General features: G+C 68.5%; 28 protein-coding genes. 13 read left to right on the top strand and 15 right to left on the bottom strand.

Annotated elements, in window-relative coordinates:
- Nucleotides 1-244 precede the first annotated feature (244 nt).
- The 13 genes from QZ670_RS13505 to QZ670_RS13445 all read right to left on the bottom strand — a co-directional run bounded on the left by QZ670_RS13505 (nt 245) and on the right by QZ670_RS13445 (nt 10,158).
- Nucleotides 245-1,105 carry a DUF6683 family protein gene (locus QZ670_RS13505; protein ID WP_365894654.1) on the bottom strand — a complete coding sequence of 287 codons (861 nt, stop codon included), beginning with the start codon at nt 1,103-1,105 and terminating at the stop codon, nt 245-247.
- A 52-nt stretch (nt 1,106-1,157) separates the two neighbouring features.
- A complete protein-coding gene (locus tag QZ670_RS13500; protein ID WP_294256303.1) occupies nt 1,158-2,030 on the bottom strand; it encodes a DUF6683 family protein in 873 nt (290 codons plus the stop codon).
- Between the two features lie 26 nt (nt 2,031-2,056).
- Complete coding sequence (locus QZ670_RS13495; protein ID WP_294256300.1) at nt 2,057-2,890, bottom strand: DUF6683 family protein; 834 nt, start codon at nt 2,888-2,890, stop codon at nt 2,057-2,059.
- 18 nt (nt 2,891-2,908) lie between these two features.
- Complete coding sequence (locus tag QZ670_RS13490) at nt 2,909-3,769, bottom strand: DUF6683 family protein (RefSeq protein ID WP_294256297.1); 861 nt, start codon at nt 3,767-3,769, stop codon at nt 2,909-2,911.
- Between the two features lie 48 nt (nt 3,770-3,817).
- Nucleotides 3,818-4,702, bottom strand: coding sequence for a DUF6683 family protein (locus QZ670_RS13485; protein WP_294256295.1), 885 nt, complete (start codon nt 4,700-4,702; stop codon nt 3,818-3,820).
- Between the two features lie 73 nt (nt 4,703-4,775).
- On the bottom strand, nt 4,776-5,411 hold the full coding sequence (locus tag QZ670_RS13480; protein ID WP_294256290.1) for a hypothetical protein: 636 nt from the start codon (nt 5,409-5,411) through the stop codon (nt 4,776-4,778).
- 152 nt (nt 5,412-5,563) lie between these two features.
- Nucleotides 5,564-5,944 (bottom strand): helix-turn-helix transcriptional regulator, encoded by a 381-nt coding sequence (locus QZ670_RS13475; protein WP_294256287.1) that lies wholly within the window; start codon nt 5,942-5,944, stop codon nt 5,564-5,566.
- Nucleotides 5,941-6,768 (bottom strand): type III secretion system export apparatus subunit SctT, encoded by an 828-nt coding sequence (sctT, locus tag QZ670_RS13470; RefSeq protein ID WP_121075918.1) that lies wholly within the window; start codon nt 6,766-6,768, stop codon nt 5,941-5,943. The genes QZ670_RS13475 and sctT overlap by 4 nt, the downstream gene beginning before the upstream one ends.
- Nucleotides 6,765-7,031, bottom strand: a complete 267-nt coding sequence (gene sctS, locus QZ670_RS13465; protein ID WP_019368943.1) for a type III secretion system export apparatus subunit SctS — start codon at nt 7,029-7,031, stop codon at nt 6,765-6,767. The genes sctT and sctS overlap by 4 nt, the downstream gene beginning before the upstream one ends.
- 12 nt (nt 7,032-7,043) lie before the next feature.
- Nucleotides 7,044-7,742 (bottom strand): type III secretion system export apparatus subunit SctR, encoded by a 699-nt coding sequence (gene sctR / locus QZ670_RS13460; protein ID WP_294256271.1) that lies wholly within the window; start codon nt 7,740-7,742, stop codon nt 7,044-7,046.
- Nucleotides 7,739-8,656 (bottom strand): FliM/FliN family flagellar motor switch protein, encoded by a 918-nt coding sequence (locus QZ670_RS13455; RefSeq protein ID WP_294256269.1) that lies wholly within the window; start codon nt 8,654-8,656, stop codon nt 7,739-7,741. Before QZ670_RS13455 ends, sctR begins: the two co-directional genes overlap by 4 nt.
- Entirely contained in the window at nt 8,656-8,976 is a 321-nt protein-coding gene (gene fliO / locus QZ670_RS13450; protein WP_294256266.1) for a flagellar biosynthetic protein FliO, read from the bottom strand. The genes QZ670_RS13455 and fliO overlap by 1 nt, the downstream gene beginning before the upstream one ends.
- 24 nt (nt 8,977-9,000) lie before the next feature.
- Nucleotides 9,001-10,158 carry an EscU/YscU/HrcU family type III secretion system export apparatus switch protein gene (locus QZ670_RS13445; protein WP_294256263.1) on the bottom strand — a complete coding sequence of 386 codons (1,158 nt, stop codon included), beginning with the start codon at nt 10,156-10,158 and terminating at the stop codon, nt 9,001-9,003.
- Between the two features lie 475 nt (nt 10,159-10,633).
- Between QZ670_RS13445 and QZ670_RS13440 the strand changes: the two genes are divergently transcribed.
- From QZ670_RS13440 to QZ670_RS13385, 12 genes are read left to right on the top strand one after another with little or no spacing between them, the layout of a single operon-like run.
- Nucleotides 10,634-11,476: a lytic transglycosylase domain-containing protein gene (locus QZ670_RS13440; RefSeq protein ID WP_294256260.1), complete on the top strand. Its 843-nt coding sequence runs from the start codon at nt 10,634-10,636 to the stop codon at nt 11,474-11,476.
- 2 nt (nt 11,477-11,478) lie between these two features.
- Entirely contained in the window at nt 11,479-13,440 is a 1,962-nt protein-coding gene (locus QZ670_RS13435) for a flagellar biosynthesis protein FlhA (protein ID WP_294256257.1), read from the top strand.
- Nucleotides 13,437-15,275, top strand: a complete 1,839-nt coding sequence (gene sctC, locus QZ670_RS13430; protein ID WP_294256254.1) for a type III secretion system outer membrane ring subunit SctC — start codon at nt 13,437-13,439, stop codon at nt 15,273-15,275. Before QZ670_RS13435 ends, sctC begins: the two co-directional genes overlap by 4 nt.
- Nucleotides 15,272-16,492, top strand: coding sequence for a hypothetical protein (locus QZ670_RS13425; protein WP_294256252.1), 1,221 nt, complete (start codon nt 15,272-15,274; stop codon nt 16,490-16,492). The genes sctC and QZ670_RS13425 overlap by 4 nt, the downstream gene beginning before the upstream one ends.
- Entirely contained in the window at nt 16,489-16,797 is a 309-nt protein-coding gene (locus QZ670_RS13420; RefSeq protein ID WP_093295479.1) for a hypothetical protein, read from the top strand. Before QZ670_RS13425 ends, QZ670_RS13420 begins: the two co-directional genes overlap by 4 nt.
- Nucleotides 16,798-16,799: 2 nt before the next feature.
- Nucleotides 16,800-17,222 (top strand): hypothetical protein, encoded by a 423-nt coding sequence (locus QZ670_RS13415; RefSeq protein ID WP_294256247.1) that lies wholly within the window; start codon nt 16,800-16,802, stop codon nt 17,220-17,222.
- The gene (sctJ, locus tag QZ670_RS13410; RefSeq protein WP_294256244.1) at nt 17,219-17,983 is read left to right on the top strand and encodes a type III secretion system inner membrane ring lipoprotein SctJ; all 765 of its coding nucleotides are present in this window, start codon (nt 17,219-17,221) and stop codon (nt 17,981-17,983) included. The genes QZ670_RS13415 and sctJ overlap by 4 nt, the downstream gene beginning before the upstream one ends.
- A complete protein-coding gene (locus tag QZ670_RS13405) occupies nt 17,980-18,456 on the top strand; it encodes a hypothetical protein (RefSeq protein WP_294256242.1) in 477 nt (158 codons plus the stop codon). The genes sctJ and QZ670_RS13405 overlap by 4 nt, the downstream gene beginning before the upstream one ends.
- Nucleotides 18,453-19,040 carry a FliH/SctL family protein gene (locus tag QZ670_RS13400; RefSeq protein WP_294256237.1) on the top strand — a complete coding sequence of 196 codons (588 nt, stop codon included), beginning with the start codon at nt 18,453-18,455 and terminating at the stop codon, nt 19,038-19,040. The genes QZ670_RS13405 and QZ670_RS13400 overlap by 4 nt, the downstream gene beginning before the upstream one ends.
- The gene (locus QZ670_RS13395; RefSeq protein WP_294256235.1) at nt 19,037-20,356 is read left to right on the top strand and encodes a FliI/YscN family ATPase; all 1,320 of its coding nucleotides are present in this window, start codon (nt 19,037-19,039) and stop codon (nt 20,354-20,356) included. The genes QZ670_RS13400 and QZ670_RS13395 overlap by 4 nt, the downstream gene beginning before the upstream one ends.
- The gene (locus tag QZ670_RS13390; RefSeq protein ID WP_294256232.1) at nt 20,346-20,801 is read left to right on the top strand and encodes a hypothetical protein; all 456 of its coding nucleotides are present in this window, start codon (nt 20,346-20,348) and stop codon (nt 20,799-20,801) included. Before QZ670_RS13395 ends, QZ670_RS13390 begins: the two co-directional genes overlap by 11 nt.
- Nucleotides 20,798-21,352, top strand: a complete 555-nt coding sequence (locus QZ670_RS13385; RefSeq protein ID WP_294256229.1) for a hypothetical protein — start codon at nt 20,798-20,800, stop codon at nt 21,350-21,352. The genes QZ670_RS13390 and QZ670_RS13385 overlap by 4 nt, the downstream gene beginning before the upstream one ends.
- An 11-nt stretch (nt 21,353-21,363) precedes the next feature.
- Here QZ670_RS13385 and QZ670_RS13380 read toward each other — a convergent pair whose 3' ends face one another.
- The gene (locus QZ670_RS13380; RefSeq protein ID WP_294256227.1) at nt 21,364-21,834 is read right to left on the bottom strand and encodes a hypothetical protein; all 471 of its coding nucleotides are present in this window, start codon (nt 21,832-21,834) and stop codon (nt 21,364-21,366) included.
- Nucleotides 21,835-22,148: 314 nt separating this feature from the next.
- Here QZ670_RS13380 and QZ670_RS13375 point away from each other — a divergent pair, with 314 nt between their 5' ends.
- A complete protein-coding gene (locus tag QZ670_RS13375) occupies nt 22,149-22,859 on the top strand; it encodes a GAF domain-containing protein (protein WP_294256225.1) in 711 nt (236 codons plus the stop codon).
- 33 nt (nt 22,860-22,892) lie between these two features.
- On the opposite strand, the gene QZ670_RS13370 is transcribed toward QZ670_RS13375, so the two are convergent.
- Nucleotides 22,893-23,813: a hypothetical protein gene (locus tag QZ670_RS13370; protein ID WP_294256223.1), complete on the bottom strand. Its 921-nt coding sequence runs from the start codon at nt 23,811-23,813 to the stop codon at nt 22,893-22,895.
- Nucleotides 23,814-23,845 lie beyond the last annotated feature (32 nt).

The following is a 23,845-nucleotide window of genomic DNA, read 5'->3' as shown; positions in this document are numbered from 1 at the left end:
GCGATCCGGCGCGTCTTGGACGGCGTGTAGCGCAGCGCTGCCGGATCTCGGACCGGCCGTGCGGGCTCCCGCGACTCCTTTCCGTCGCTGGAAGAACGGTTGGCATGATCTTCCAGCGCGATCCGTGGTCCTTCCTACAGCATCGGGCTGACCATCTGCGCTCGGGCTGCGCGCGGCAGCACGACCAGCGTGAGCGCCAGAACGATCGCCGCTCGACGTCGCTGTATGGGGAGGCCCGCCAGCATCAGCCGCGGCGCTGGCGCAGCAGCAGGAACCCGCCGACGCCCATGCCACCGGCGGCCAGTGCAAGGGCGCCATACGCAGGTGGCGTGCCGGCATGTCCGGGCGCTGTGGCGGACGGGTCATTCTGGCCCACGCGGGCCGGCACGAAGCCGTGCGAGGTCAGGTCGATCGCATCGAGATCGAGCCCCATGCCCTTCGCGCCCTGCCGCACCGCATCCCCGATCTGGCGGAGGCGGGCAGGGTCCTGCTTGGCCTGTTCCATCGCAACGTCGATCAGCGCGCTCTGGACCCACAGCGCTTCGGCGAGTTCCTGCTTCTGTGCGTCCGAGGCGCGGGCGATCTCATCCGTGGCAAGCACGGCGCGGGCCGCCTGCGCTTTCACGGCCGAGATGATTTCAGGCGCCGGCGTATCGTTGTTGCCGCGCGCCGCGTGCCAGGCGGTGATCCACCAGAGCGTATAGGCATCGGCGACATCGTCGATCTGCAGTCCATGTGGCGCCACGAGTGCGCCGATCCGCTCGATGAAGTCGCCCTCGGCAAAGACCTTCTGCAGGTCGGCCGCACCCTTCGGATCGACGGCGCGCGTCTTCTGGACGAAGGCCGCGAGATTGGCGCTGCGGCGTGCCTTCGAGGGTCGGTAGAGCAGATTTCCGGCGTCGGCGGGCGCTGTTGCCCGGGGCGCGTCGTCGCGCGGCAGCGGCCTTCCCTCGCGGCGCGCCCTTTCCTCGTCCTGCGCCATGCGATCGTCGAGCATCATGCCCGAGGGGTCGGAGTGCGTGAGCGACGGGATGATCGTGGACCAACCCCAACCATCTACCACCTGTGCATTGGCTTCGCTCGAAATCCCCAAGGATGCCGTCAAGGTGATGATGGTCAGAGGTGTTTCACAATCCCGTCCTTATCGGTGTGGGCCATCAGCTGCGGCGCTGGCGGAGCAGCAGGAACCCGCCGACGCCCATGCCGCCGGCGGCGAGCGCCAAGGCGCCATAGGGGGCGGCACTTCCCGGTTTAGGCGTCGTGGCAGGTGCGTCGTTCTGGCCGACGCCAACGGGCACGAAGCCCTTCGAGGTCAGATCGATGGTACCGAGATCAAGGCCCATGCCCTTGGCGCCCTGCCGCACCGCGTCACCGATCTGGCGCAGGCGCGACGGATCGCCCTTGGCCTGCTCCACGGCAACTTCGACCAACGCGGTCTGGACCCAAAGCGCCTCGGCGAGTTCCTGCTTCTGTGCATCCGAGGCCCGCGCCATCTCCCCGGTCGCGCTGATCGCCCGCACAGCTTGCCCGCGGACAGCGGCCGCAAGTGCGGGCGTGGTTTCGTCATAGCGGCCGTGCGCGGCCTGCCATGCGGTAATCCACCACAGCGCGTAGGCATCCGCGACGTTATCGATATGCAGGCCTGCCGGCGCGATAAGCGCGCCGATCCGCTCGATGAAGTCACCCTCGGCAAACACCTTTTGCAGGTCCGCAGCGCCTCCAGGGTCAACGGCGCGGGTCTTCTGGACAAAGGCTGCAAGATTGGCCGCACGCCTTGCCTTTGACGGCGCGTACCGGAGTGTCGTGACGTCAGGCGGTGGCAAATCGTGTTGCACGTTGCGCTGCGGCAATGCTCGTCCCGTGCGCCCCTGTTCCTTCTGAGCACGCATCTGCTGGTCCAGCACGATGTGCAGAGGGTCGGTGTGCGTAGCGGTGGCTAGGATCGGAACCCATCCTATTTGCTGCGCCGTGGCGTTGGTGCTCCAGCCGCCTGCGACCATCAGTGTGAAAGGTCCCAAGAACGTCTTCATGCTTTGCTCCCGTTTCGCGACGCCCATCAGCTGCGGCGCTGGCGCAGCATCAGGAACCCGCCGACGCCCATGCCGCCGGCGGCAAGTGCCAAGGCGCCATAGGGAGCGGCACTTCCCGGCTTGGGCGTCGTGGCAGGTGCGTCGTTCTGGCCGACGCCTACAGGCACGAAGCCCTGGGAAGTCAGGTCGATCGCATCCAGATTGAGGCCCATGCCCTTGGCACCCTGGCGTGCCGCATAGCCGATCGCCCGCAGGCGGGACGGATCGCGCCGAGCCTGTTCGACCGCGCCGTCGAGCAGAGCGCTCTGAATCCAAAGTGCTTCGGCAAGTTCCTGCTTCTGGGCGTCTGATGCGACTGCGATTTCATTCGTGGTGCTCACCGCGTCGGCGGCTTGCCGACGTACTGCCTCAAGCGTGGCGGGGCTGGGTGTATCGTTGCTTCCACGCGACGCTTCCCAAGCGGTGACCCACCACATCGCATAGGCGTCCGCGAGGTTGTCGATTCGAAGCCCGTAAGGGGCGACGAGCTTGCCGATCTTCTCGATGAAATCACCCTGCGAGAACAGTTTCTGCAGGTCATCGGCGCCACGCGGATCAACCGCGCGGGTCTTGCTGACGAAGCGCGCGAGATTGGCGGCTCGGCGCGCGGCGGAGGGAGTAAAATGCATAGCGGCTTGCGGGATTGCGGCGCGCGTTCGGGGCTGCGCGTCGCGTGCATCGGAGGAGAAGCGATTGGCATGGCTCTGGAGCGCGATCCGCGGCCCTTCGTACAGCATCGGGCTGACCATCTGGACCTGCGCGACGCTCGGTACCGCGATCATCACGAGGCAGAGGGCGATCGCTAATCGAACTGGGTGCATGCGAGCTTCCTTCGAGGTTCAGCCGCGGCGTTGACGGAGCAGGAGCAAGCCGCCGACGCCCATCCCGCCCGCCGCGAGTGCGACTACTCCAAAGGCGGGGGACGTGCCGCCGTTGCCGGGTGTCTGGTGGAGCGTGTCGTTTCGGCCGACGCTGGCTGGCACGAAGCCCTGCGAGGTCAGGTCGAGCGCATCGAGATTGAGGCCCATGCCCTTGGCGCCCTTGCGCACCACATCGCCGACCGCGCGAAGGCGGGACGGATCACGCTTGGCCTGTTCGACCGCGCCGTCGATCAGCGCGCTTTGCACCCACAGCGCTTCGGCCAGTTCCTGCTTCTGCGCGTCCGAGGCGCGCGCGATCTCGTCCGTGGCCGTGACCGCGTTTGCCGCCTGCTGGCGGACGGCGCCGAGGACGGCGCGGCTGGGCGTATCGTTGTTGCCGTGTGCAGCCTGCCAGGCGGTGATCCACCATAGCGCATAGGCGTCGGCGACGTTGTCGATGTGCAGGCCCTGCGGTGCGACGAGCGCGCCGATCTTCTCGATGAAGTCGCCCTCGGCGAACAGCTTCTGAAGATCGGCTGCGCCACGAGGATCCGTTGCGCGCGTTTTTTGGACGAACGCAGCAAGGTTGGCGCTGCGGCGTGCCTTTGTCGGGAGGTAACGCAGCGAAGATGCGTCGCCAGGAGGCGCGTTGCGGGTTTCTGGTAGCTCGGGCGTGCGCGGAAGCGCTCGGCGTTGACGCGCTTCGTCTTCCCTTCGGCGATCATTCAGGAACATGCCCAGAGGATCGGTACGGCCGACGGACGGGACGAGAATGCTCCAGCTCCATCCGTCGACGATCTGCGCCTTCGCACAACTCGCCCATGAGACCGTCAGACCCAAGGCGAGGATTGTTCGGACTGATTTCACGGCGCTAGCCTCCTGATCCACTCAACCCCGACGCTGGCGCAGCATCAGGAACCCGCCGACGCCCATGCCGCCGGCGGCCAGCGCTAGGGCGCCATATGGAGCGGTGCTGCCTGGCTTGGGCGTTGTAGAGGGGGCGTCGTTCTGACCGACGCCAACGGGTACGAAGCCTTGGGAAGTCAGGTCGATCGCATCCAGATTGAGGCCCAAGCCCTTGGCGCCCTTGCGCACCGCATCGCCAACCGCGCGAAGGCGGGACGGATCGCGTTTGGCCTGTTCGACCGCGCCGTCGATCAGCGCGCTCTGCACCCACAGCGCTTCGGCCAGTTCCTGCTTCTGGGCGTCCGAGGCATGTGCGATCTCCCCGGTGGCTGCGACGGCGCTTGCCGCCTGCTGCCGGACGGCGCTCAGCACCGCGCGACTGGGTGTATCGTTGTTGCCGTGCGCAGCCTGCCAGGCGGTGATCCACCAGAGCGCATAAGCATCGGCGACATTGTCGATGTGCAGGCCTTGCGGGGCAACGAGCGCGCCGATTTTCTCGATGAAATCGCCCTCGGCGAATAGCTTCTGGAGATCGGCTGCGCCACGGGGGTCGCCAGCGCGAGTTTTCTGTACAAAGGTCGCCAAGTTTGCGGTGCGTCGCGCTTTGGAGGGCGTGTATCGTAACGTCGCGAGCTCCGCTGGCTGCAGGGTGCGCGGCGCGCGCAAGTTCGGCGCGTTCGGCGCGACACGGCGCGCACGCGTTTCCCCGCGCCGCTCCCGATCCTCCAGCGTTATGCTCAACGGATCCGTGTGATACATGGAGGGCAGCATGAGCGACAATTGGGTGCTGTCCCACATCTGGGCCGTGGCATTGCTGCTCCAGGCGCTGGCGACTACCAGTGCGAGAGCTCCCAAGATCTTTTTCATACTGCGCTCCTTTCCAAAAACGCGAAAAGGGGGGAGCGGCGTGCCGCTCCCCCGCGAAACTCGCAGAATCGTATTACTGCTTGCGGGCCATCGAGCTGAGGCCTTCGCCGATCGTCTTGATGACGGTGCTGGTCGTGCTCATCAGATATCCGAACTCCTGGCCTGCAACGGTAAGGTCGGTGCTGGTCTTCGTCGAACGGTTCTTGCCCTGCTTGTCCAGCGACTGCGACAGGCTGTCCATGTCGGAGATCTTCTGGTCCATCGTGGCTGCCAGCGAATCGGCGATCGCCTGAAGCCAGCTGCGGCCCTTGCCGCTGCGTGAGGAGTGGGCCTTAGCCTGCGTTTCGCCGTCCTTCATCGCTTCGCTAAGCTGGGTGTAGAGGTCGCGCGAGTCCGACTCAGCGGCGCGCTGCAGTTCGCCCTGCTGCGACGGCGACAGGTCGAAATTCTGGGCGAGGCTCGCCACCGCTTCCGCGATCGTGGCCGGGCCGCCCATCGAGCCGGTGGCCATCGAGAAGCCGTCCTGCACCAGGTTGATCGCGCTCTGCGGCAGGCCGAGCTGCTGGCCGAGCTGCTGCAGCACTTCCTTGGCGATCGCCGTGCCCAGCGTGCGCACCGCGAGCGATGCCCAGCCCGCCGGGCCCATCGCGAGGGAAGCCAGGCTGATCGGATTGACCAGCGACCGCGTAAGACCGCTCAGGAGACCCATGGATCGTTCCTTTCCATCCAGATATCGCGCTCCCCTCGGGAGCCAAGCCGACGACACCGTGTCGCCGGTACAAGGGCAAACTGCCCCGGATCGGCGCCCCGCGCGCTCCACGATTCGTTTAGTCGGGCTCAACGAATCGTGGAGGGGCGCGGTCATTCGAGCGGCAGGAAGAGCAGTCCTGCCAGGCTGTTGAGTTCGCGAACGCCGTCGAGATCGAGCTTGCGGATCGCGTTGTTCATGTGCGTGCGCACCGTGTTTTCGGTCATGTTGAGCAGGGTGCCGATATCGCCGTTCGCACGGCCCCAGCCGAGGAAGCGGAGCACCGCGGCCTCGTTGCGGGTCAGCGTCTGCAGCCCGGCCAGATGGAGCAGCGGAACCCGCCAGCCGGGGACGGTGAATTCGCCGATTCGGATCTCGCGGGCGGCGGCGCCGCGACGCTGCTCGGCGGCACGCAGCTCGGCGATCAGCTGGGCGAGCTGCTCTGCATCGCTTGGCGGCGGCGCGGGCGCGCGGAGGGCGGTTGCGCTGGTCATTGGGGCTTGGCCGTTCGCTGGAGGACGCCGCCCGCAATCTCCTCGCGCGTGCCGAGATCGGCGAGAATCGCCTGGGCGAGCAGGGGCAAGGTGAGGATGACGACGAAGGTGGCGGCGGCGGCCTTGATCGGCATCGCCATCGAGAAGACGTTGAACGACTGGGCAAAGCGGTTGAGGAAGCCCATCGCCAGGTCGATCACGTAGAGCACGGTCAGCACCGGCGCCGCGAACAGGAAGGCGAGGGCGAACAGCCGCCCGAACTCGCCCTCGAAGAACATCAGCGCGCGCGCATCGAGCTGCAGCCCGCCGGGGCCGAGCGGCCAGATCAGGTAGCTGCCCATCACCGTGCCGACGAGCAGGGTGAGGCCGCCGGCGGTGACGAACACCACTTCGGCGAAGCGGCTGAGCAGGATGCCGGTGAGCGAGCTGGTGTTGCCGCTCAGCGGATCGACCAGCTGGCCGATCGTCGCGCCCACCTTGGTGTCGATGATCTCGCCCGCGGCGCCCAGCGCCCAGAGCACGGTGCCGAAGAAGAAGCCGATCGCGCCGCCCGCGGCGGCTTCCTTGAGCAGCATCTTGAGCCAGCCCATCGCGGAGAGATCGTTCGGGTGGAAGTCCGGCTGCATCTGCAGCGCGACGAGCCCGAAGGTGACGATGATGCTGTTGCGCACCGTTCCCGGCATCACCTCGCGCGAGAAGACCGGCACGAACACGAAGGCGAAGGCGAAGCGCGCCGAGGCAACCGCGACGACCAGCAGCTGGTCGAGCCAGGGCATCGCCGCGAACAGCGGCACGCCGACGCCGGGGGGCACCGCCTCGATCATCGCCCCACCGCCGCGAGGCCGGAGAAGATCGAGTCGGCATAGCTGTACAGCGTGCCCGCCATCAGGCTCGCGGTGACGAAGATGCTGATCACGATCGCGAAGAACTTCAGCGTGTATTGCAGCGTCTGTTCCTGGAGCTGGGTCGCCGCCTGCACGATCGCGACGAGCAGCCCCACCACCGACGCCGCGATGATCGGCGGCGCCGAGAGCAGCAGCACCAGCCACAGCCCCTGCGTGGTGACGGCGACAAGATCGTCGCTCATGCGCGCGCCTCCTCAGGCATAGGAGAGCACCAGCCCGTGGCTCAGCTTCACCCAGCCGTCGACCAGCACGAACAGCAGGATCTTGAACGGCAGCGAGATGGTGACCGGGGACAGCATCATCATGCCCATCGCCAGCAGGATGTTGGCGATCACCATGTCGATGACGAGGAAGGGCAGGAAGATCAGGAAGCCGATCTGGAAGGCGAGCTTGAGCTCCTTCACCACGAAGGCCGGGATGACGATCACGAAATCGGTGTCGCGCAGGCTGCTCACCTTGCCGGGCTCGCCGATGCGCTGCTGGGTGCGCAGGAAGAAGGCGCGTTCGCGCGGGTCGCTGTGCTTGACGAGGAATTCGCGCAGCGGCTCCTTGGCGCGGTCGGCGGTGGCGAAGATGTCGCCGGTGCTCTCGATCGGGTTCTCGGCCTGCGCGGGCGGATCGCCGGGCATGGTGGGGGTGGCCGGGCCCTGGACGGCGGCGGCGGCCTGCATCTTCTCCAGCGTCGGGTACATCACGAACACGCTGAGGATCAGCGCCAGCCCGTTGAGCACCAGGTTGGGCGGTACCTGCTGCAGCCCCAGCGCATTGCGCACCAGGCTGAGCACCACGGCGATCTTGGTGAAGCTGGTCACCATCACCGCGAAGAACGGGGCGAGCGCGATCAGGACGACCGTGATCAGCGCCGAGCCGGGGGTGAACTGGGCGAGGTTCACGCGTCCACCTCCACCGGCTGCTGGACCGCGCCCTCGGCGAGATCGACGCGCGACTCGATCAGCACCGCGAAGCGATCGCCGAGCTGGACCAGCTCGCCGCGCGCGAGCGGGCTGCCGGCGACCAGCAGCTCCACCGCCATGCCCTCGGCGACGGGGCCGAGCGGCAGCGCCACGCCCGGGCGCAGATCGGCGAGCGCTGCGGCGCTGACCCGCTGCTCGGGCAGGCGGAGGGTGAGGGGCACGGCGAAATCGCGGGGAGAGGGGGCAGCGTCGCTGGATTCCATGGGCGCTCCATCGGGATGCGGGGTGAAACTGCCGGCTGCGAGGTCGAACTGACCGGCCTGGCGGAAATGCGGGGCTTCGAGCGTGGCGCGGGGGCGGGCGCCGATCAGCACCAGATCGCCGGAGGCGAGATCGCCCGCTTCGGCGATGCCGAGCCGGGGGCCTTGCACCAGCAATTGCGCGAGGACCGGCAGGCGCGCGGCCAGCGGCGTGAGCGCATCCGCCTCGGCGAGCCAGTTTGCCGCATGCGGATGGCTGCAGAGGAGGAGCAGCGCGGCGTCCTGGTCCTCTCGGCGCAGCGCGAAGTGGAGCATGGCCGCTTCCGACGCGCTGCCGAGGTCTTCCGGCTCCAGCTGCAGCCCCAGCACCTGTTCCAGCGCGAGCAGCATCGGTTCGGCGTCGTCCAGCGCGGCGGCGGCTTCGGCGATCCTTTCGGGATGGAGCACCGCCCCGCCGGGGCGGAACTGGCTGCCGTCGGCGCAGCGGAACCAACTGCCGCGCGGGGGCGCCGCGACGATCTCGACCGCGAACCCGGCATGCTCGAGCAGCCGCGCGACGGCACCGGCCAGCGCATCGCGCGCCGGATCGGCCCGCGGCAGGTCGAGCGCGTCGAGGCGGAGCATCGTCGCCATCAGAAGCGCACCGGCGAAGGCAGCGGCTTGGCCGGGACCTGCCCCTCGGGCCAGCGGGCGAGCAGCGTCACCGATCCGGCGGTGACGCCGACCAGCATCGTCTCGCCGCGCGCCTCGATCAGCACCACCCGCTCGCGCTGGCCGAGCGGCATCGAGCGGAGGAAGCGGATCGGCGCTTCGGCCTCGCCATTTGCGGCGACGCCCAGCTGACGATCCTGCAGCTTCTTCAGCAGCCAGATCACGCCCCAGGCCATGCCCAATACCAGGGCAAGTGCCAGGACGATGGCGAGGATCGAGGATAGGACGGCTCCGATTCCCATGATGCGGTTGGTTCTCCGGTCTGGTCAGCGTTGGGGCGCGGCGAGGCGCGGGGCGGCGGTATCCATGTCGTGCTGCATCGGGCCGTCGCCGCTCTTCGCCTTGGCGGCCCAGAGGATCACCGCGGCGATCGCATCGAACATGTCCTCGGGGACGATCTCGCCGATCTCACCGCGCGCCCACAGGCTGCGGGCGGCGGCGACGTTGCGGACGATCGGCACGCGGGCCTCCTCGGCCTCGGCGCGCATCGCGGCGGCGAGCTCGCCCATGCCCTTGGCGGCGATCACCGGCACCGGGCAGGTGGTCTCGTCATAGTTGAGCGCGATGGCGATATGGGTGGGGTTCACCAGCAGCGCGGCGGCGCCGCGGGTCGCGCCGATATTGTTCTGGTTGGCCCATTCCTGGTGCATGTCGCGGCGGAGCGCGCGTACCTGCGGATCGCCTTCGCTTTCCTTGTGCTCCTGCTTGATGTCGCGGCGGCTCATCTTCATCTTCTTGATGAAGCTGTGCTTGGAATAGATCCGGTCGGCGACCGCGACGAACAGGAACACCGCGACGACCATCGCCAGCATCTGCAGCGTCAGCGAATAGGTAAGCCCGATCGTGCTCAGCGCGGCGCCTTCGCGCGATTCGTCGATGGGGGACGTTGCGGCGAGTCGAATCAGTTGGCCGGAACTGGACAGCGCGCTCTGATAGACCAGATAGCCGATCGCGCAGATCAGCGCGGCCTTCACCAGCGTCTTGGCAAGTTCGAACAGACCGTCCTTGCCGAACATCCGCTTCAGGCCCTCCATCGGGTTCAGCTTCTCCAGCCCGAACTTCATCTTCTCGGTCGTCATCATCGGGCCGACCTGGAGGAATTCGGCGAAGGTGCCGATCAGCGCGGCGGGAACCAGCGTCGCGAAGGTAAGGCGCAGCAGCGTCCAGGCCGCATCCCAGCCGATCGCCGGGGCGGTCTGGTCGAACGAACCGCTCGCCGCCTGCGCCACCACCTCGGAGGCGAGGCGCGCGAGCTCGCTCGCGGCATAGCCCGATACCCCGACGAACAGCAGCAACCAGGCAAGCGTAAGAAATCCGGTGGCCAAATCCTTGGACTTGGCAACGTCACCCTTCTTGCGCGCATCTTGTAGCCGCTTCGGCGTCGGGAGCTCGCTCTTGTCGGCGCTGTCCTTGCCTTGGCTCATGAAGTTGAACTCTTGCTGCCGGACAGTGCAAACGTAGTCGCAAAGTGTCCGGACAGATCGAGCAGGTCGACACATTGTCTGCCCGTGGGGCGGGGCAGCAACATCGTTAAAATCCTGTAACCGGTTCCCGGATGCAACAGGCAAAATCCGTGCCGGATGCCAAACGAAAAGTCTAAATCATTGATATTGAACGATATGCGATGAGTCGAGTCGCGGCGGACGGTTGCTCGTCGACGACGGATCGTGCTGACAGTTGTGTCAGTAAATCAGAAAATTCGAAAGGTTCCGCAGCTTATCGCCCGAAATGCTCGGTTCGTCGCCCCGAAACAGTGCGAAATATTTCTGAATATCGACTTGAAATTGTAAGAAAATCGCGACAGCCTATAGGTGTTCCTGGACGGGCAGGCCGGGAATTGTGGGGCATCGTGCTGAGACAACTGTTGGCCAGGAGCGCCATCGGCTGGGGAGCGATGCAATGTGTAGAGTAGTTCTTAGCGTATCCTCGCTCGCCTTGTGTGGTGCGGCGATCTTTATTCCGGGAGCGGCATGGTCGCGGGACAAGACCCCGCCGCCGCCGCCCTGTGCGCTGACCGCGACCTTGCGGGTGGCGGATGCAGCGTCGCTGGCGGGGATCCAGTCCCTCCAGGGGTGCAGCAACATCGTCGTCGCGCCGGGCACCCCGGCCGAGATGCCGAAGGATGTGCGCATCGCGCCGGAAGCCGAGGAGGGTTCCTCGGGCGACCGTGCCGCGTCGTTCCAGCTGGTCTCGGGCAAGAAGCATCGGGAGGCGGAACCGGCGCCCGCCGCCACGCTGCGCGTCGCGGCAATCGCGCCGCTGCGGCAGGAGCCCGCGTCGCTGACCGCGGCGGCTGCCTCCGACGCGGCGATCCTGGCGATGCGCCCGGTATCCTATGCGACGCGCTATGATACGATGATCCAGCGGGTCGCGGCGCGTCGACGGGTGGATCCGCTGCTGCTCCATGCCGTGATCGACCAAGAGTCGCGCTACCGCGCCGATGCGCGCAGCCCGGTCGGCGCGCATGGCCTGATGCAGCTGATGCCGGGCACGGCGCGGATGCTCAACGTCTCGGCGTCGAATGCCGAGGCCAATGTCGATGGCGGCGCGCGGCTGCTGCGCCAGCTCCACGGCCGGTTCAACGATTTTAACCTGACGCTCGCAGCCTATAACGCGGGCGAGGGCGCCGTGCGGCGCTACGGCAACCGCATCCCGCCCTATGCGGAGACGCAGGCCTATGTCGCCGGCGTGATGGGCCGGTACAGCCGGCTGCTCGCCGAACAGGCCGCGCGGAGCCGCTGACCATGGCCCCAGCCCTGATCCTGCGCGGCCTGCGCCGCATGCCCCTGCGCGTGGCCGACATGCTGCTGGTCGGCAGCGTCGTCACCGTCGTGCTGCTGATGATCGTGCCAATGCCGCCGCTGGCGCTCGACGCGTTCATCGCCACCAACATGACGGTAGGCATCCTGCTGCTGCTCAGCTGCATGTACGTCGCCAAGCCCCTGGATTTCTCGACCTTCCCCACGGTGCTGCTGCTGTCCACGCTGTTCCGCCTGGCGATCAGCATCTCGACGACGCGGATGATCCTGACGCACGTCGACGGCGGCGAGATCATCCAGCAGTTCGGGCAGATGGTCGCGGGCGGCAACCTCGTGGTCGGGCTGGTGGTGTTCCTGATCATCACCATCGTCCAGTTCATCGTCATCTCGAAGGGCGCCGAGCGCGTCGCCGAAGTCGCCGCGCGGTTCAGCCTCGATGCGATGCCCGGCAAGCAGCTCTCCATCGACAGCGACCTTCGCTCGGGAATTCTCACCAAGGACGAGGCGCGCGAGAAGCGCCGCACGCTGGAGATGGAGAGCAAGCTTCACGGCAGCCTCGACGGCGCGATGAAGTTCGTGAAGGGCGATGCCATCGCCTCGGTGATCATCGTGCTGGTCAACCTGCTCGGCGGGCTGGCGGTAGGCATGCTCTACCACGGCATGTCGGCGGGCGAGGCGGCGACGACCTTTTCGATCCTGACGATCGGCGACGGGCTGGTCGCGCAGGTGCCGGCGCTGTTCTCGGCGATGGCGGCGGGCATGCTCGTCACGCGCACCACCGACGAGGAGCGCGACAGCGATCTCGGCCCCGCGATCGCGCGGCAGATCACCGGCAAGCCGCATGTAATGATGATCGCCGGCGGGCTGGCGATGCTGCTCGGGTTGGTGCCGGGCTTCCCGACGCTGATCTTCTTCGCGCTGGCGAGCGCGCTGCTGCTGGGCGGGGCGTTCCTCCATCCGACCTCGGGCGCCTGGCTGCGCGCCCGGCTGGGGGTTGCCTCGGGCGAGACGGCGGTCGCGACCGGCGAGACGCTGATCGCCGCGCAGGCGCTGCCGGTGGTCGATCCGCTGCGGCTCGCGGTCGGCTTGCCGCCGCAGCATCCCGCCTTTGCCGCGCTCGCCGACCGGCTGCGCGAGGGCGCCGCCGCGCTCCAGACGCGAACCGGCATCGCCATTCCCGACCTGCGTGTCGTCCCCGATGCGCGCCTCAATGAGGGCGAATGGCTGCTCAGCGCGCACGACGCCCCGCTCGGTGGCGGCGCCAGCGACGCGGGCGCGTTGCCCGACGTCGCGGCGGAGCGCGTCGCGCAGCTGCTCGAACGCAATCTCGGCCTGTTCCTCGGGCTGCAGGAGGTGACCGATCACCTCAACCGGCTCGGAGAGACGCATCCCGAGGTCGTCAAGGAAGCGGTGCGTGCGGTGCCCACCGGCCGGATCGGCGAAGTGCTGCGCCTGCTCGCCGAGGAAAGCGTGCCGTTGCGCAACTTCCGCGACGCAATCGAGGCGATCGGCGAAGTCGGCCAGTATGAGCGCGAAGCCGTGCCGATGGCCGAGCGGGTGCGGGTCGCGATGCGCCGCCATCTGATCGCGCCGCTCTGCGAGGCCGGGCGCCTCCGCGTGCTCATCGTCGGTGCCGATTTGGAGGAGACCATCCGCCAGACTGTCACCCCTGTCGACGGCCAGATGCGCCTCGCCATCAACCCGCACCAGATGCGCGCGCTGATCGCGCTGCTTTCCACCCAGGTCGCCAGCAGCGGCGCCCGAGCGATCCTCACCGCGCAGGATCTCCGCCGGCCGCTCCGCCTGCTGATCGCTGGCGACCTGTTCGAGGTGCCGGTGATCAGCTTCAACGAGCTCAACCCGGCCGTGCCGCTCGACATCGTCGGCGAAATCAACGCCGCCCCGGAGAGCCTGACCAACCAGATGTCGGACGAGGTTTCCCTATGATCCGCGCTAAGCGCTTCCTTGCCTTGCTTGCCTGTACCGCGTTGCTGCCCGTCGCCGCCTCCGCCGAGACGCCGCCCATGGGGCAGAAGCGGATCACGCTCACCGCGCGCAACCAGCGCGTCGATGTCGCCGTGGTCGATCTGTTCGGTCAGGCCGGAGTCAAGGCGAAGGTGAGTTCGGCGGTGACCGGCAAGGTCAACGGCGTGTTCGTCGGCACGCCGCGGCAGGTGTGGACCCAACTCGCCAAGGCCTTCAACCTCGTCGCTTATTATGACGGCGCGGTGGTGCGGGTCTATTCGGCGGCCGAGGTCACCTCGCGCAGCTTCAACGCTGCCGATCCCGAGGCGGTGGTGCGCGACGCCCAGAAGCTGCGGATCCTCGACGACGCCAATCGCGTCTCGGCCGCGAGCAACTCGGTGAGCGCCACCGGCGTGCCCGCGTTCCTCGATCGCGTCGCGCAGCTGGCGGGGACGGCGGGCAACCCGGCGGTGATCCAGGCCTCGGCCACGTCCCCGAACGCGCCGATCGTCTCGCCGCTGCTCGGGCCGGCCGCACTGGAGACGGTGACGAGTTCGCCGCTCCGCTCCAAGGTGCTGAGCGGGGCGACCACCCGGTCGCCCTATGAGGTGCGGATCTTCTACCTCCGCTATGCCCGCGCCGACGACACGATCCAGAAGAGCTTCGATCGCACGATCACCATCCCCGGCGTCGGCTCGATCCTGCGCGGTATGATGGGCGACGGACGACCGAGCGCGACCGTTTCGACCAGCGGCAATTTCGACGTCCAGCGCCAGTCGCTTCCCCGGCTCGGCGGGCGCGGCCTCAATGCCGTGCCGCCCGACGAGGCGCAGCGCAGCTTCGACCAGCAGGGCACGCCGGGGCTCGACACCGTGGTGGTGCGCGAGGCGGCGGTGCGCGACATCAACGGCCCGCGCGTCGAGGTCGATCCCAGCAACAACGCCGTGCTGATCCGCGACCGGCCGGAGTCGATGACGGTCTACGAGGACATCGTCCGCGCGCTCGACGTCGAGCCGCGCGGGGTGGAGATCGAGGCGACGATCCTCGAACTCGACACCAGCAAGCTCAAGGAACTGGGGCTCGACTTCGGCTTCAAGACCGGCGGCTTGGGCGCGCTGTTCGGCGGCGCTGCTACCAACCCGACCAACAATTTCTCCGCCGGCAATGTCGGCGCGGCGTATCTTACCGGCGGGCTCGACCTGTTCGCCGCGCGCATCACCGCACTGGAGAAGACCGGCGCGCTGCGCGTGATCTCGCGGCCGCGGCTGAGCACGCTCAACAACATCCCCGCCGTGTTCAACAACCAGGTGCAATATTACGTCCGTGTCGCCGGCGACCGGCAGGTGGATCTGTTCCCGGTGACCGCGGGCATGGTGATGCGGGTCAATCCGTCGATCCTCTATGACGGCGGCGAACTGCGCACCCGCATGGCGATCGAGATTCTCGACGGTTCGCCGACCGGCCTTGTTGTCGACGGCATTCCGGCGGTGAAGCAGAGCAGCATCAATACCAGCGCGGTGGTGAAGCAGGGCGAGAGCCTGCTGATCGGCGGCATGACCGTCGAGACCTCCTACGACTATAAGTCGAAGGTGCCGGTCGCCGGAGACGTGCCAATTCTTGGCCAGGCCTTCCGCAAGCGCAAGCAGGGCGATCAGCATTTCGAGCGGATCTTCCTGATCACCCCGCGCGTCGTCTCGCGCCGCGAGCAGCAGGCGGCGGCGGTGCAGCCTGCGACGGCGACGAACCCGATCCCGATCGAACAGATCCAGGCGGCTGCCGATCACCATCAGAAGCGCCGCCGGAGGGCGCGCCGGTGAACGCGCCCTTCGCTCCGGTAAAGCCCGGCACCATGGTGCTGCGGGTGCTCAACGGCCGCCTGTCGGGCGCCGAGCACCGGCTGCATCGGGGCAAGTTCGTGCGCGTCGGGCACGGGTTCGAGCATGACATCGTGCTGCGCGATCCTTCCGCGCGGGGTGTCTCGCTCGAGCTTGACCTGGGCGAGAGTGTGGCCTGCGTCCGCGTGGCGGCAGGGCAGGTGACCTTGCTCGGGCGACCGGTCGCGGCGGGCGAGCAGGCCTCGCTGCCGCCGTTCGTGCCGATGCTGGTGGGTTCGGTCGCCGTCGCGATTGGCGAGCCCGAGGACCCACGCTGGGACGATGCCATCCGCCTCGCGCCGATGGTGGCGCCTGCCGTCGGTGACGCGCCCGTCCCGGCGCCGCAGCGCGCGGCGATTCCCGAGCGGGTGGCGACGCGGCTCTATCCCATGCGCGGCGCGCTGGCGCTCGACCGCTACTGGCCGGCCTATGCGGCTGCGGTCGCGGCCTTGCTGCTCCTCCTGCTGTTCGCGCCGCCTGCCGTCCGCTGGGCGACGCGCCAGCTGCACGACACGGCGGGCGAACAGGCGATGCTCGCCGCCGCTGGCTTCCGCGACCTGAAGGTGGAGGAGACGCGCAACGGCACCATTGTGCGCGGCATCGTCAAGGACGACGCTGCCCTCGCGCGGCTGCGCCAGGTCGTTGCCGAGCAACTCGGCCCAGCGACGCTCGACGTCGAGACGATGGACGGCCTCGCCGCCGCCGCCACCGATCTGCTGCGCGCGCAAGGGGTGGACGCCGAAGCCATTCCCCGCCGCGGCAACGCGCTGATGGTGAAGGCCGAATTCCTGCCCGCCGATCGCCAGGCCGACCTTGCCCGGCTGATCAAGGAGGACGTGCCCGGCATCACCCGCGTCGACTTCGCGACCGACGGCAAGCGCGGCGACCGCGACCTGCAATATTTCTTCTCGGGCTCGGAATACGGCCTCGCGACCTTCGTCGACGGCGACCCCGGCTACATCACCACCGCCGACGGCACGCGCTGGTTCGCCGGTGCCACAGTGCCGACCGGCCACCGCATCGTCGCCATCGGCAACGGCCGCGCCAGCTTCGAGCGCGACGGCCGGATCGAAGAACTTGTCCTGGGACCCAGCACGCCGCCGTCCCCGGCACCTCCCACCACCCCTGGCGGCGACACCAACGGAGTGACCATCCAATGACCAACCCGATCAACAGCGCCGTCCTCGGCACGATCGCCTCGCTCGGCAACATGGGCACCACCGAAAGCCGCACCGGCAAGGGCAATTGGTTCGAGGCGTTCGGCGAAGCCTGGGGCAAGGCGCTCGACACCCAGGCCGACACCATCACCGCCCAGTCCGACGTGGTGAGCCAGGGCGGCGACAAACCTTCCGACATCACCCAGCTGACCACCGAATCGATGCGGATGAGCTTCATGGCCAACAGCTCGCACAGCTCGATCGACAGCGTCTCCAAGGCGCTCGAAACCATGGCGCGGAAGAACTGACGATGAGCATCGATGCGATCGGCGCGCTGGTGGCGCCGGCCGGGGGGCAGGGCACGAGCGGCGTGTCCCGCGCCTTCGAGCTGCTCGCCCCCGGCGGCCATGGCGGTGGCGCCACCACCCCGCAGTTCGACGCGCGCTTCCAGGCGGCGCTGGAGAAGATGGGCGGGGTGCAGGGCGCGGTCGCGGCGGGGCCCATCCCGCCGGCGATGAAGGGCATGTTCAACGCGCTCGACCAGGTCAACGTCCAGGCCCGCGCCGTCTCGCGCTATGCCGAGACGGCCGAGGCCAGCGGCGGGCAGCTGACGCCGGGCGAGATGGTGCAGCTCAACATGAAATGCTCCGAATTCATGTTCCAGGCGCAGCTAACCTCCAACATCGCCAACCGGAGCTCGGACGGCGTGCAGCAACTGTTCAAGCAGCAATGAGCGGCCGCGCCCCCACGCGCCGCTGGCAGGCGCGCATCGCCGCGCCGCTGCTGGTGATCGCCGCCTTCGGGCTTGCCGGCTGCAGCCGGCAGGAAGTCTATGGCAAGCTCACCGAGCCGGCCGCCAACGAGATGATCGCCGTGCTCAACCAGGCCGGCATCACCGCGACCAAGGTGGCGGGGGAGAAGGACCAGTGGAGCATCGCCGTCGACCAGGCCGATTTCGCCCGCGCGGTGGAAACGCTGCGCGCGCACGGCCTGCCGCACGAGGACTATGACTCGCTAGGCTCGGTGTTCAAGAAGGAGGGCTTCACCTCCACCCCGCTCGAGGAACGGGCGCGGCTGATCTACGGCCTGTCGCAGGAGCTGAGCCGGACGATCAGCGGCATCGACGGCGTGGTGCAGGCGCGCGTGCACCTGACCATGCCCGAGGCCGATCCACTGTCGCGCGAGGCCAAGCCCTCGGCGGCATCGGTTTTCGTCAAATACCGCACCGGCTTCGACCTGCGCAGCCAGACCGGCGCGATCAAGTCGCTGGTCACCAACTCGATCGACGGCCTCACCTACGACCGCGTCTCGGTAGTGATGGTGCCGGCCCAGACGGCGCCGGTGCTGCCGGAGAGCGAGGGCATGGTGTCGGTCTCGACGCTGATGCGCGGGGCGATCGGCGTGGTCGCGCTGATCGTGCTGGCGATTGCCGGACGCGGACTGTGGCGGATGCGCAAACCCCGGACCACGTTACCGGACACGGTGCAGCGGTGAACCGGGAGACGCGGACCGCCAAGCTGGCGCTGCTCGCCTGGCATTGCGGGCAGGGGCGTGGCGCGCGCTTTGCTCGTAGGGCGAGCGGGCTGCCTGCGGTACGCTTCGGCGACCTCCCCAAGCTGCCCGACTGGCTCGACGCTTCCGAGGAACAGCGCAAGCGGATTGCTGCGGTGGCCGGGCTGCTGCGCCACCGCCGGGCGATCGATGCCGAGCTTTCCGGGCCACGGCTGGCGGCACTCGCGGCTGCGGTGGGCGAGCCGCTGTTCGACGCGGTCTGCGAAGCCGAGGTGCCAGAGATGGCCGGGGCGGAAAAGCTGCCGCCACCTGAGCGGGTGCTCGCCGCCGGCGAGCAGTTGCTGGAGGCCGCTCTCCCGCTAGCCTTGGCGAACCGCTTCCCCGGCGCGCGGGACGATGCCGCGGCGCGCTACCTGCTGGCGCAGGCCCATGCCCTCGCGGAGAGTATTGCATGACCTATCATCTCGTCCATGCCGACCACGCCGCGCTGCTGTTCAGCGAGCGGGCAGTGATCAAGCGCGACGAGCGCCGGTCGTTCAGCGACGCGGTGGCGCTGCTCGGCGCGGTGCGCGAGGCGCAGGCGCGTGCGGTCCAGGCCGCGGAGGCTGCGCGGGATGAGGCCTACAGCACCGCCCTCGATGGCGCACGGGCCGATATGGACGACCTGCTCGCCCGCGAGATCGCGCAGTTCGCCGCCGCGATCGACGCGCAGGAGCAGGCAAGGCGCAACGAGATTGCCGAGGCGGCGCTGGCTGCGGTGCGTGCGGTGCTGGGCGAACTCGACGACGCGACGTTGCTTCCTGCACTGGTCGCCCGGGCGCTCGATCGTCTGCAGCCGCAGGGCGCGGTGATCGTCGCCGTCACGCCGGACATGGCCGAGAAGGTAGCCGCCCGCTTGACGGCGCTGACCGAAGTCAGCGTCCTCCCCGATCCGGCACTCGGCGCGCACGACTGCGCGATCCGGACTGAACAAGGCCAGGTAATCGCGAGCCTGTCGGTCCAGCTCGAAACCCTCGCCAAGCGCTGGGGGGTGGCATGAGCGATCCGCTGGCACTGCTGCGTGCGCTCGATGCGGCGCCGATGTTCGAGCAGCATGGCCGCATCGTCGGCGCGCTCGGTACCACGCTGCGCGTCACCGGCGTACGGGCGCGGATCGGTGAAAATTGTGAGATCGTCGATGCCGAGACCGGCTTCTCGCTCTGGGCCGAGGTGATCGGCCTCGCCGACGGTGGGGCGATCCTGACTCCGCTCGGTGACTTGCGCGGCCTCTCGATGCACAGCGATGTGATCCTGCGCAGCGGCGAGGATCGGGTGCCGTACGGCGCCGACATGCTAGGCCGCGTGCTCGATGCGCGCCTCCAGCCGCTCGACGGCCTGGGGAACGTGCGCCGCGGCACCGACCGTCCCATTCACGGCGAGGCGCCCAACCCGATGCATCGCCGCCCGATCGACGCGGCGATGGAAACCGGCATCCGCGCCATCGACGGCCTGATGCCGATCGGCATCGGCCAGCGCGTCGGCATCTTCGCAAGCGCCGGCGTCGGCAAGTCGACCCTGCTCGCCAATCTCGCGCGCAATGCGCAGTGTGATGCGATCGTCATCGCGCTGATCGGCGAGCGCGGCCGCGAGGTCCGCGAGTTCATCGAGGAGACGCTGGGCGCCGAAGGACTCGCCCGCTCCGTGGTGATCGTCGCCACCTCGGATCGCCCGGCGATGGAGCGCGTCCGCGCCGCGCATGTCGCCACCGCCATTGCCGAGGGGCTGCGCGACGAAGGCCGGCATGTGCTGCTGCTGATGGACAGCGTCACCCGCTTCGCCCGTGCGCTGCGCGAGATCGGGCTGGCGGCGGGGGAGCCGGCGGTGCGGCGCGGCTTTCCGCCCTCGGTATTCGCTGAGCTGCCGCGGCTGTTCGAGCGCAGCGGCACTGCGGAACAGGGGGCGATCACCGCGCTCTACACCGTGCTGCTCGAGGACGAGGACGGCGATCCGATCGGCGAGGAAGTGCGCTCGCTGCTCGACGGCCATATCGTCCTGTCGCGCAAGCTCGCCTCGCGCGGGCACTATCCGGCGATCGATGTGCTGGGCAGCCTGTCACGTCTGTTTCCCCGCCTCGCCAGCGGCGCGCAGCAGCGCGCGGCGCATGGGCTGCGGGCGATGCTGGCCAAGCTCGACGAGATCGAGCTGCTCGTCCAGATCGGCGAATATCAGCCCGGTCGCGATCCGCTGGCCGATCGTGCGCTGGCCGAGCGGCAGGCGATCGCCGCCTATCTGCGCCAGTCCGGCAGTGAACGCACGTCGCTGGGCGAGAGCATCGCCCGGCTGCGCACCTTCGAGGAGATGGACCATGCCCGCTGACAGTCGCGCGCCCGTGCTGGCGCGCATCGCCCAGATGCGCGAGCAGCGCCTCACCCGCGCGCTGATCGAGGCGCGCGAGGCCGCCGAGCAGGCGCAAACCGCAGCCAGCGCTGCCGAAGCCGCCCGCAGCGCGGCGGAGCGCGCGCGCGGCGAAGCCCGCATGCTTTTCCAAGCGAGCCCGGCCTGCCCGCAGACGCGGCTCTGGCTCGACCAGCGCGTGACCGAGGAGACCGGCGCCGCGGCCCGCGCCAGCGACCAGCGCGCCCGGCATGAGATTGCGGTCGATGCACAGGGGGCCGCCGGACGCGCGCTCGACCAGCACCGCGTCCGCAGCGAGAGTGTCGCGGCGCATCACCAGACTCTCCGCCGTGCCGAGCAGCGCCGTGCCGAGGATCGAGTGGATTCCGAGGCTGCAGCCTTTCTCCTGTCGCGGGGCTGGGCATGAACGGCGCTCCGACTAGTGGCTCGGTCCAGAGCAAGCCTGCACCCACCGCCCGCGATGCGCCCGCCAAGGGCGAACCCGAGGCAGCGCCCAAGCAGCGCAAGGCGTTCGCCGATGCGCTCTCTCGCCACGCCGGCAAGCGGGCGGCGAAGGATCCGGGCCTGGACAAGGCCGACGGGGTGGCGGCGATGGTCGCCCCCCGCGATTTCGCGGCGATTGCGGTTGCGGCGCGGCCCTCGGCGGCGGGGGCGGTCGATCCCGCCCAGCATGCGCAGCTCGATCGTATCGCGGCCGCCATCGCCGAAGTCAGCAAGACCGCGCAGCCCGAGGTGCATCTGTCGCTGCCGCTCGGCAGCTACAAGGTGGAAGGCGCGGTGCTGGGGCGCGATCTGGCAGGGCAGGTCAACGTGCTGCTGATCCCCTCCGCCGCGGTGCCGCCCGCAGTGGCAACGCAGTGGAGCGAGCAGTTGCACGAGCGGCTTCTGCGCCGCGAGGTGCGCGTCGGCAAGGTGGGGGTGCAGGGCAACGCCGTGCCGATGGCGGCGCGGCGCTGACGCGACGGCGTTTAGCGATCGGCCCGCGTGGGATCTTCGCGCAGCTGGAAGATGGCGGAGTCGATCGTCGCGACGACCTTGTCGCTATCGCTCATGCCCGGTCGCCCATCGGGATCGAGCACCGCATAGCCGAGGCCCGAAAGCCGATCGAGCACGTCGCTCGTCGGGCTCGCCGCGACCAGTGCCGCGACTTCGCTGGTGAAGTCGTTCAGCGCGCGGGACAGCCGCCCTGCATCGGCCGGGCTCGCATTCAGCGTCGCTGCGAGATCGCGGGCGACGCCTTCGGTGCCATAGGCATCCCCGGCCCGCAGCGGCGATCGGCCGCCCTGCACAAGGCCCAGTTCCCGCGTCACGGTGCCGGCAACGCGATTGCTGAGCACCGTCATCGCCTGGGCGGCGAGCGACCCGGGCGTCTTGCCGGCTGCACCAATGGCGCCGATGGCGCTTGCGCGGGCGCCGGTGATTCCGATGGGCTGGGTCATCGCCGAATCTCGTCCGTGGAAGGGAACATGGGTGCACGAGTAGCGACTTTGCAGGGCGCGCGCGCTCCACGAATCGCTTAGGTAAAGCCACGGAGCGGCACCGCTGCCGCCGATGCTCCTACTGCGCGAGGATCGCCGAATAACCGAAAGCTGCCAGCGAGCGGGCGTGATCCCGGGTGTCGGGATCGTAGTCGGCGGCAAGATGCGTCTCCCCCGGACAAAGAAATCGTTTGGCTTGCTTGTGCGTGAGGGAAAGTCGTTGCGAATGTGCGTTTCTCGGCGATAGCATTCTCGCTTCATTGAGGGGGTGTCGGATGCACTTGATCGGCTGTGAAGAAGATGCGCGGCATCTGAGTGAACTGCGGCGTCAAGCGCGCGTGCTTACCAGCGGTGTGTTCGGCATGCGCGGCGATGCAGAACTCTCCCGGATCGTGGAGCATGCCGCGCAGGCGACGCGCTTCCCGTTCGCGGCCGTCTCCATCGTCGACCGGTCGCGGCTGTGGCTTGCGGTTGCCTATGGTTTTGATCCCAGAGAGTTCACCCGTCCCGACAGTTTTTGCGACGCCGCCATCCAGGTGCCCGGCTTCGCCCCGCTCTGCGTCGCCGATGCGTGGCGCGAGCAGCGCTTCAAATTCGCCCCAGCCGTCATCGAGATGAACGTGCGCGCCTATTACGCGGCGCCCCTGGTGACCCAGGACGGCCTCGCGCTGGGCACGCTCTGCCTGCTGGACCAGAAGCCGCGCACGATCGGCAGCGATGCGCTGGAGACGCTGCGAACTCTTGCGGGGAACGCCTCGGCGGTGATCAATCGCGAAGCCAATGCCGTGGCCTATGCCGAATATGCGATTGCGGAGCTTTCCTCGCGCATCCGCTTCGCCATGGCCGAACGCGACGAGGAGACGGTCGCGGTGCTCGACGCCGAACTCCGGCGGCTGGAGGCGACGCTGGAGCCGCAGTGGCGATCCCTCGAGGGCGCCGGTGGCGATGCCGGCGGCGGCGATAGCACCGGTGTCACCAGCCACTGATCTTGGGGGCGCTGCGCACGTGCTCCGGAAGCGCTACTGCTTTGCTGCCCGCAGCCGCTCCTGCACCGCAGGCGCGACGGTCATTCCCGCCTTGGCCATCTCGGCCGTCGGCCAGGCACCGCGCGCCACCTGCTGCTTTACGGTCGCTCGGTCGGGCGGCGGCCAGCCCAAGCCGGCGTTGCGGGCGCGTTCGATCAATCGTGCGCGGGCGGCGCGCATTTCGGGGCTGGTGAAGATCACCGGCTCCTCCAGCAGCGCGTGCGCAGCCATGCTGCCGTCGTCGGCGACGCTCCACAGCGTGCCGCCCTTTTCGACCAGCAGCTCCGCGATCTCTGCCTGTTCGGCGTCCATGGCCAAGCGGACCGGATCGATCCCGAAGCGATCGGCCCATCGCGGATCGGCGCCGTGACGGAGCAGCGTCATCACGCCGCCGATATGGTTGAAGGCGATGGCGCCGCGCATCGGGCTTTCGCCGCCGCTCGCCTGCGGATCGGGCGAGGCGCCGGCCACGAGCAACTGCTCCGCCATTGCCGGGCTGTCCGCCAGGATCGCCAGCGACAGTGCCGCGCCCGGTTTCACGCCGTTCTTGGGCATGCCGGCGGCGAAGAGCATGGTCACCGCATCGGCATCACAGCGGGCGACAGCGATAGCGAGCAGGTCGCCATATTGGCCCGCGGGGGGCTGGGGAGTCTTGGGGTCGTCCACCACCGCCGTGCTGATCAGCTGCGGATCGCGCGCCAGCATGGCCTGCGCCGCGTCGACACGCCCGTCGAAGATCGCCTCGGCCACCGCGCGACCAGAGGCGCCGTTGCTCAGATGGGCGAGGACGCGGGTACGGTCGGGCAGCACCACCGATGCGCGCTTGGTGTAGCAACTGGGCGCGGCGGCCATGCATCCTCCGATCGGGGCGGTCGCCAGCATCAGCGCGGCGAAGATGCGGACGCGGCGGTTCATGAGGCCATGCTGTAGGGAGTCGGGGAACGCCG

This window comes from uncultured Sphingomonas sp. (genome assembly GCF_913774285.1).
Classification (GTDB): domain Bacteria; phylum Pseudomonadota; class Alphaproteobacteria; order Sphingomonadales; family Sphingomonadaceae; genus Sphingomonas.
Note: the sequence above shows the minus strand (reverse complement) of the source record. Positions and strands in the feature narration are given on the sequence as shown.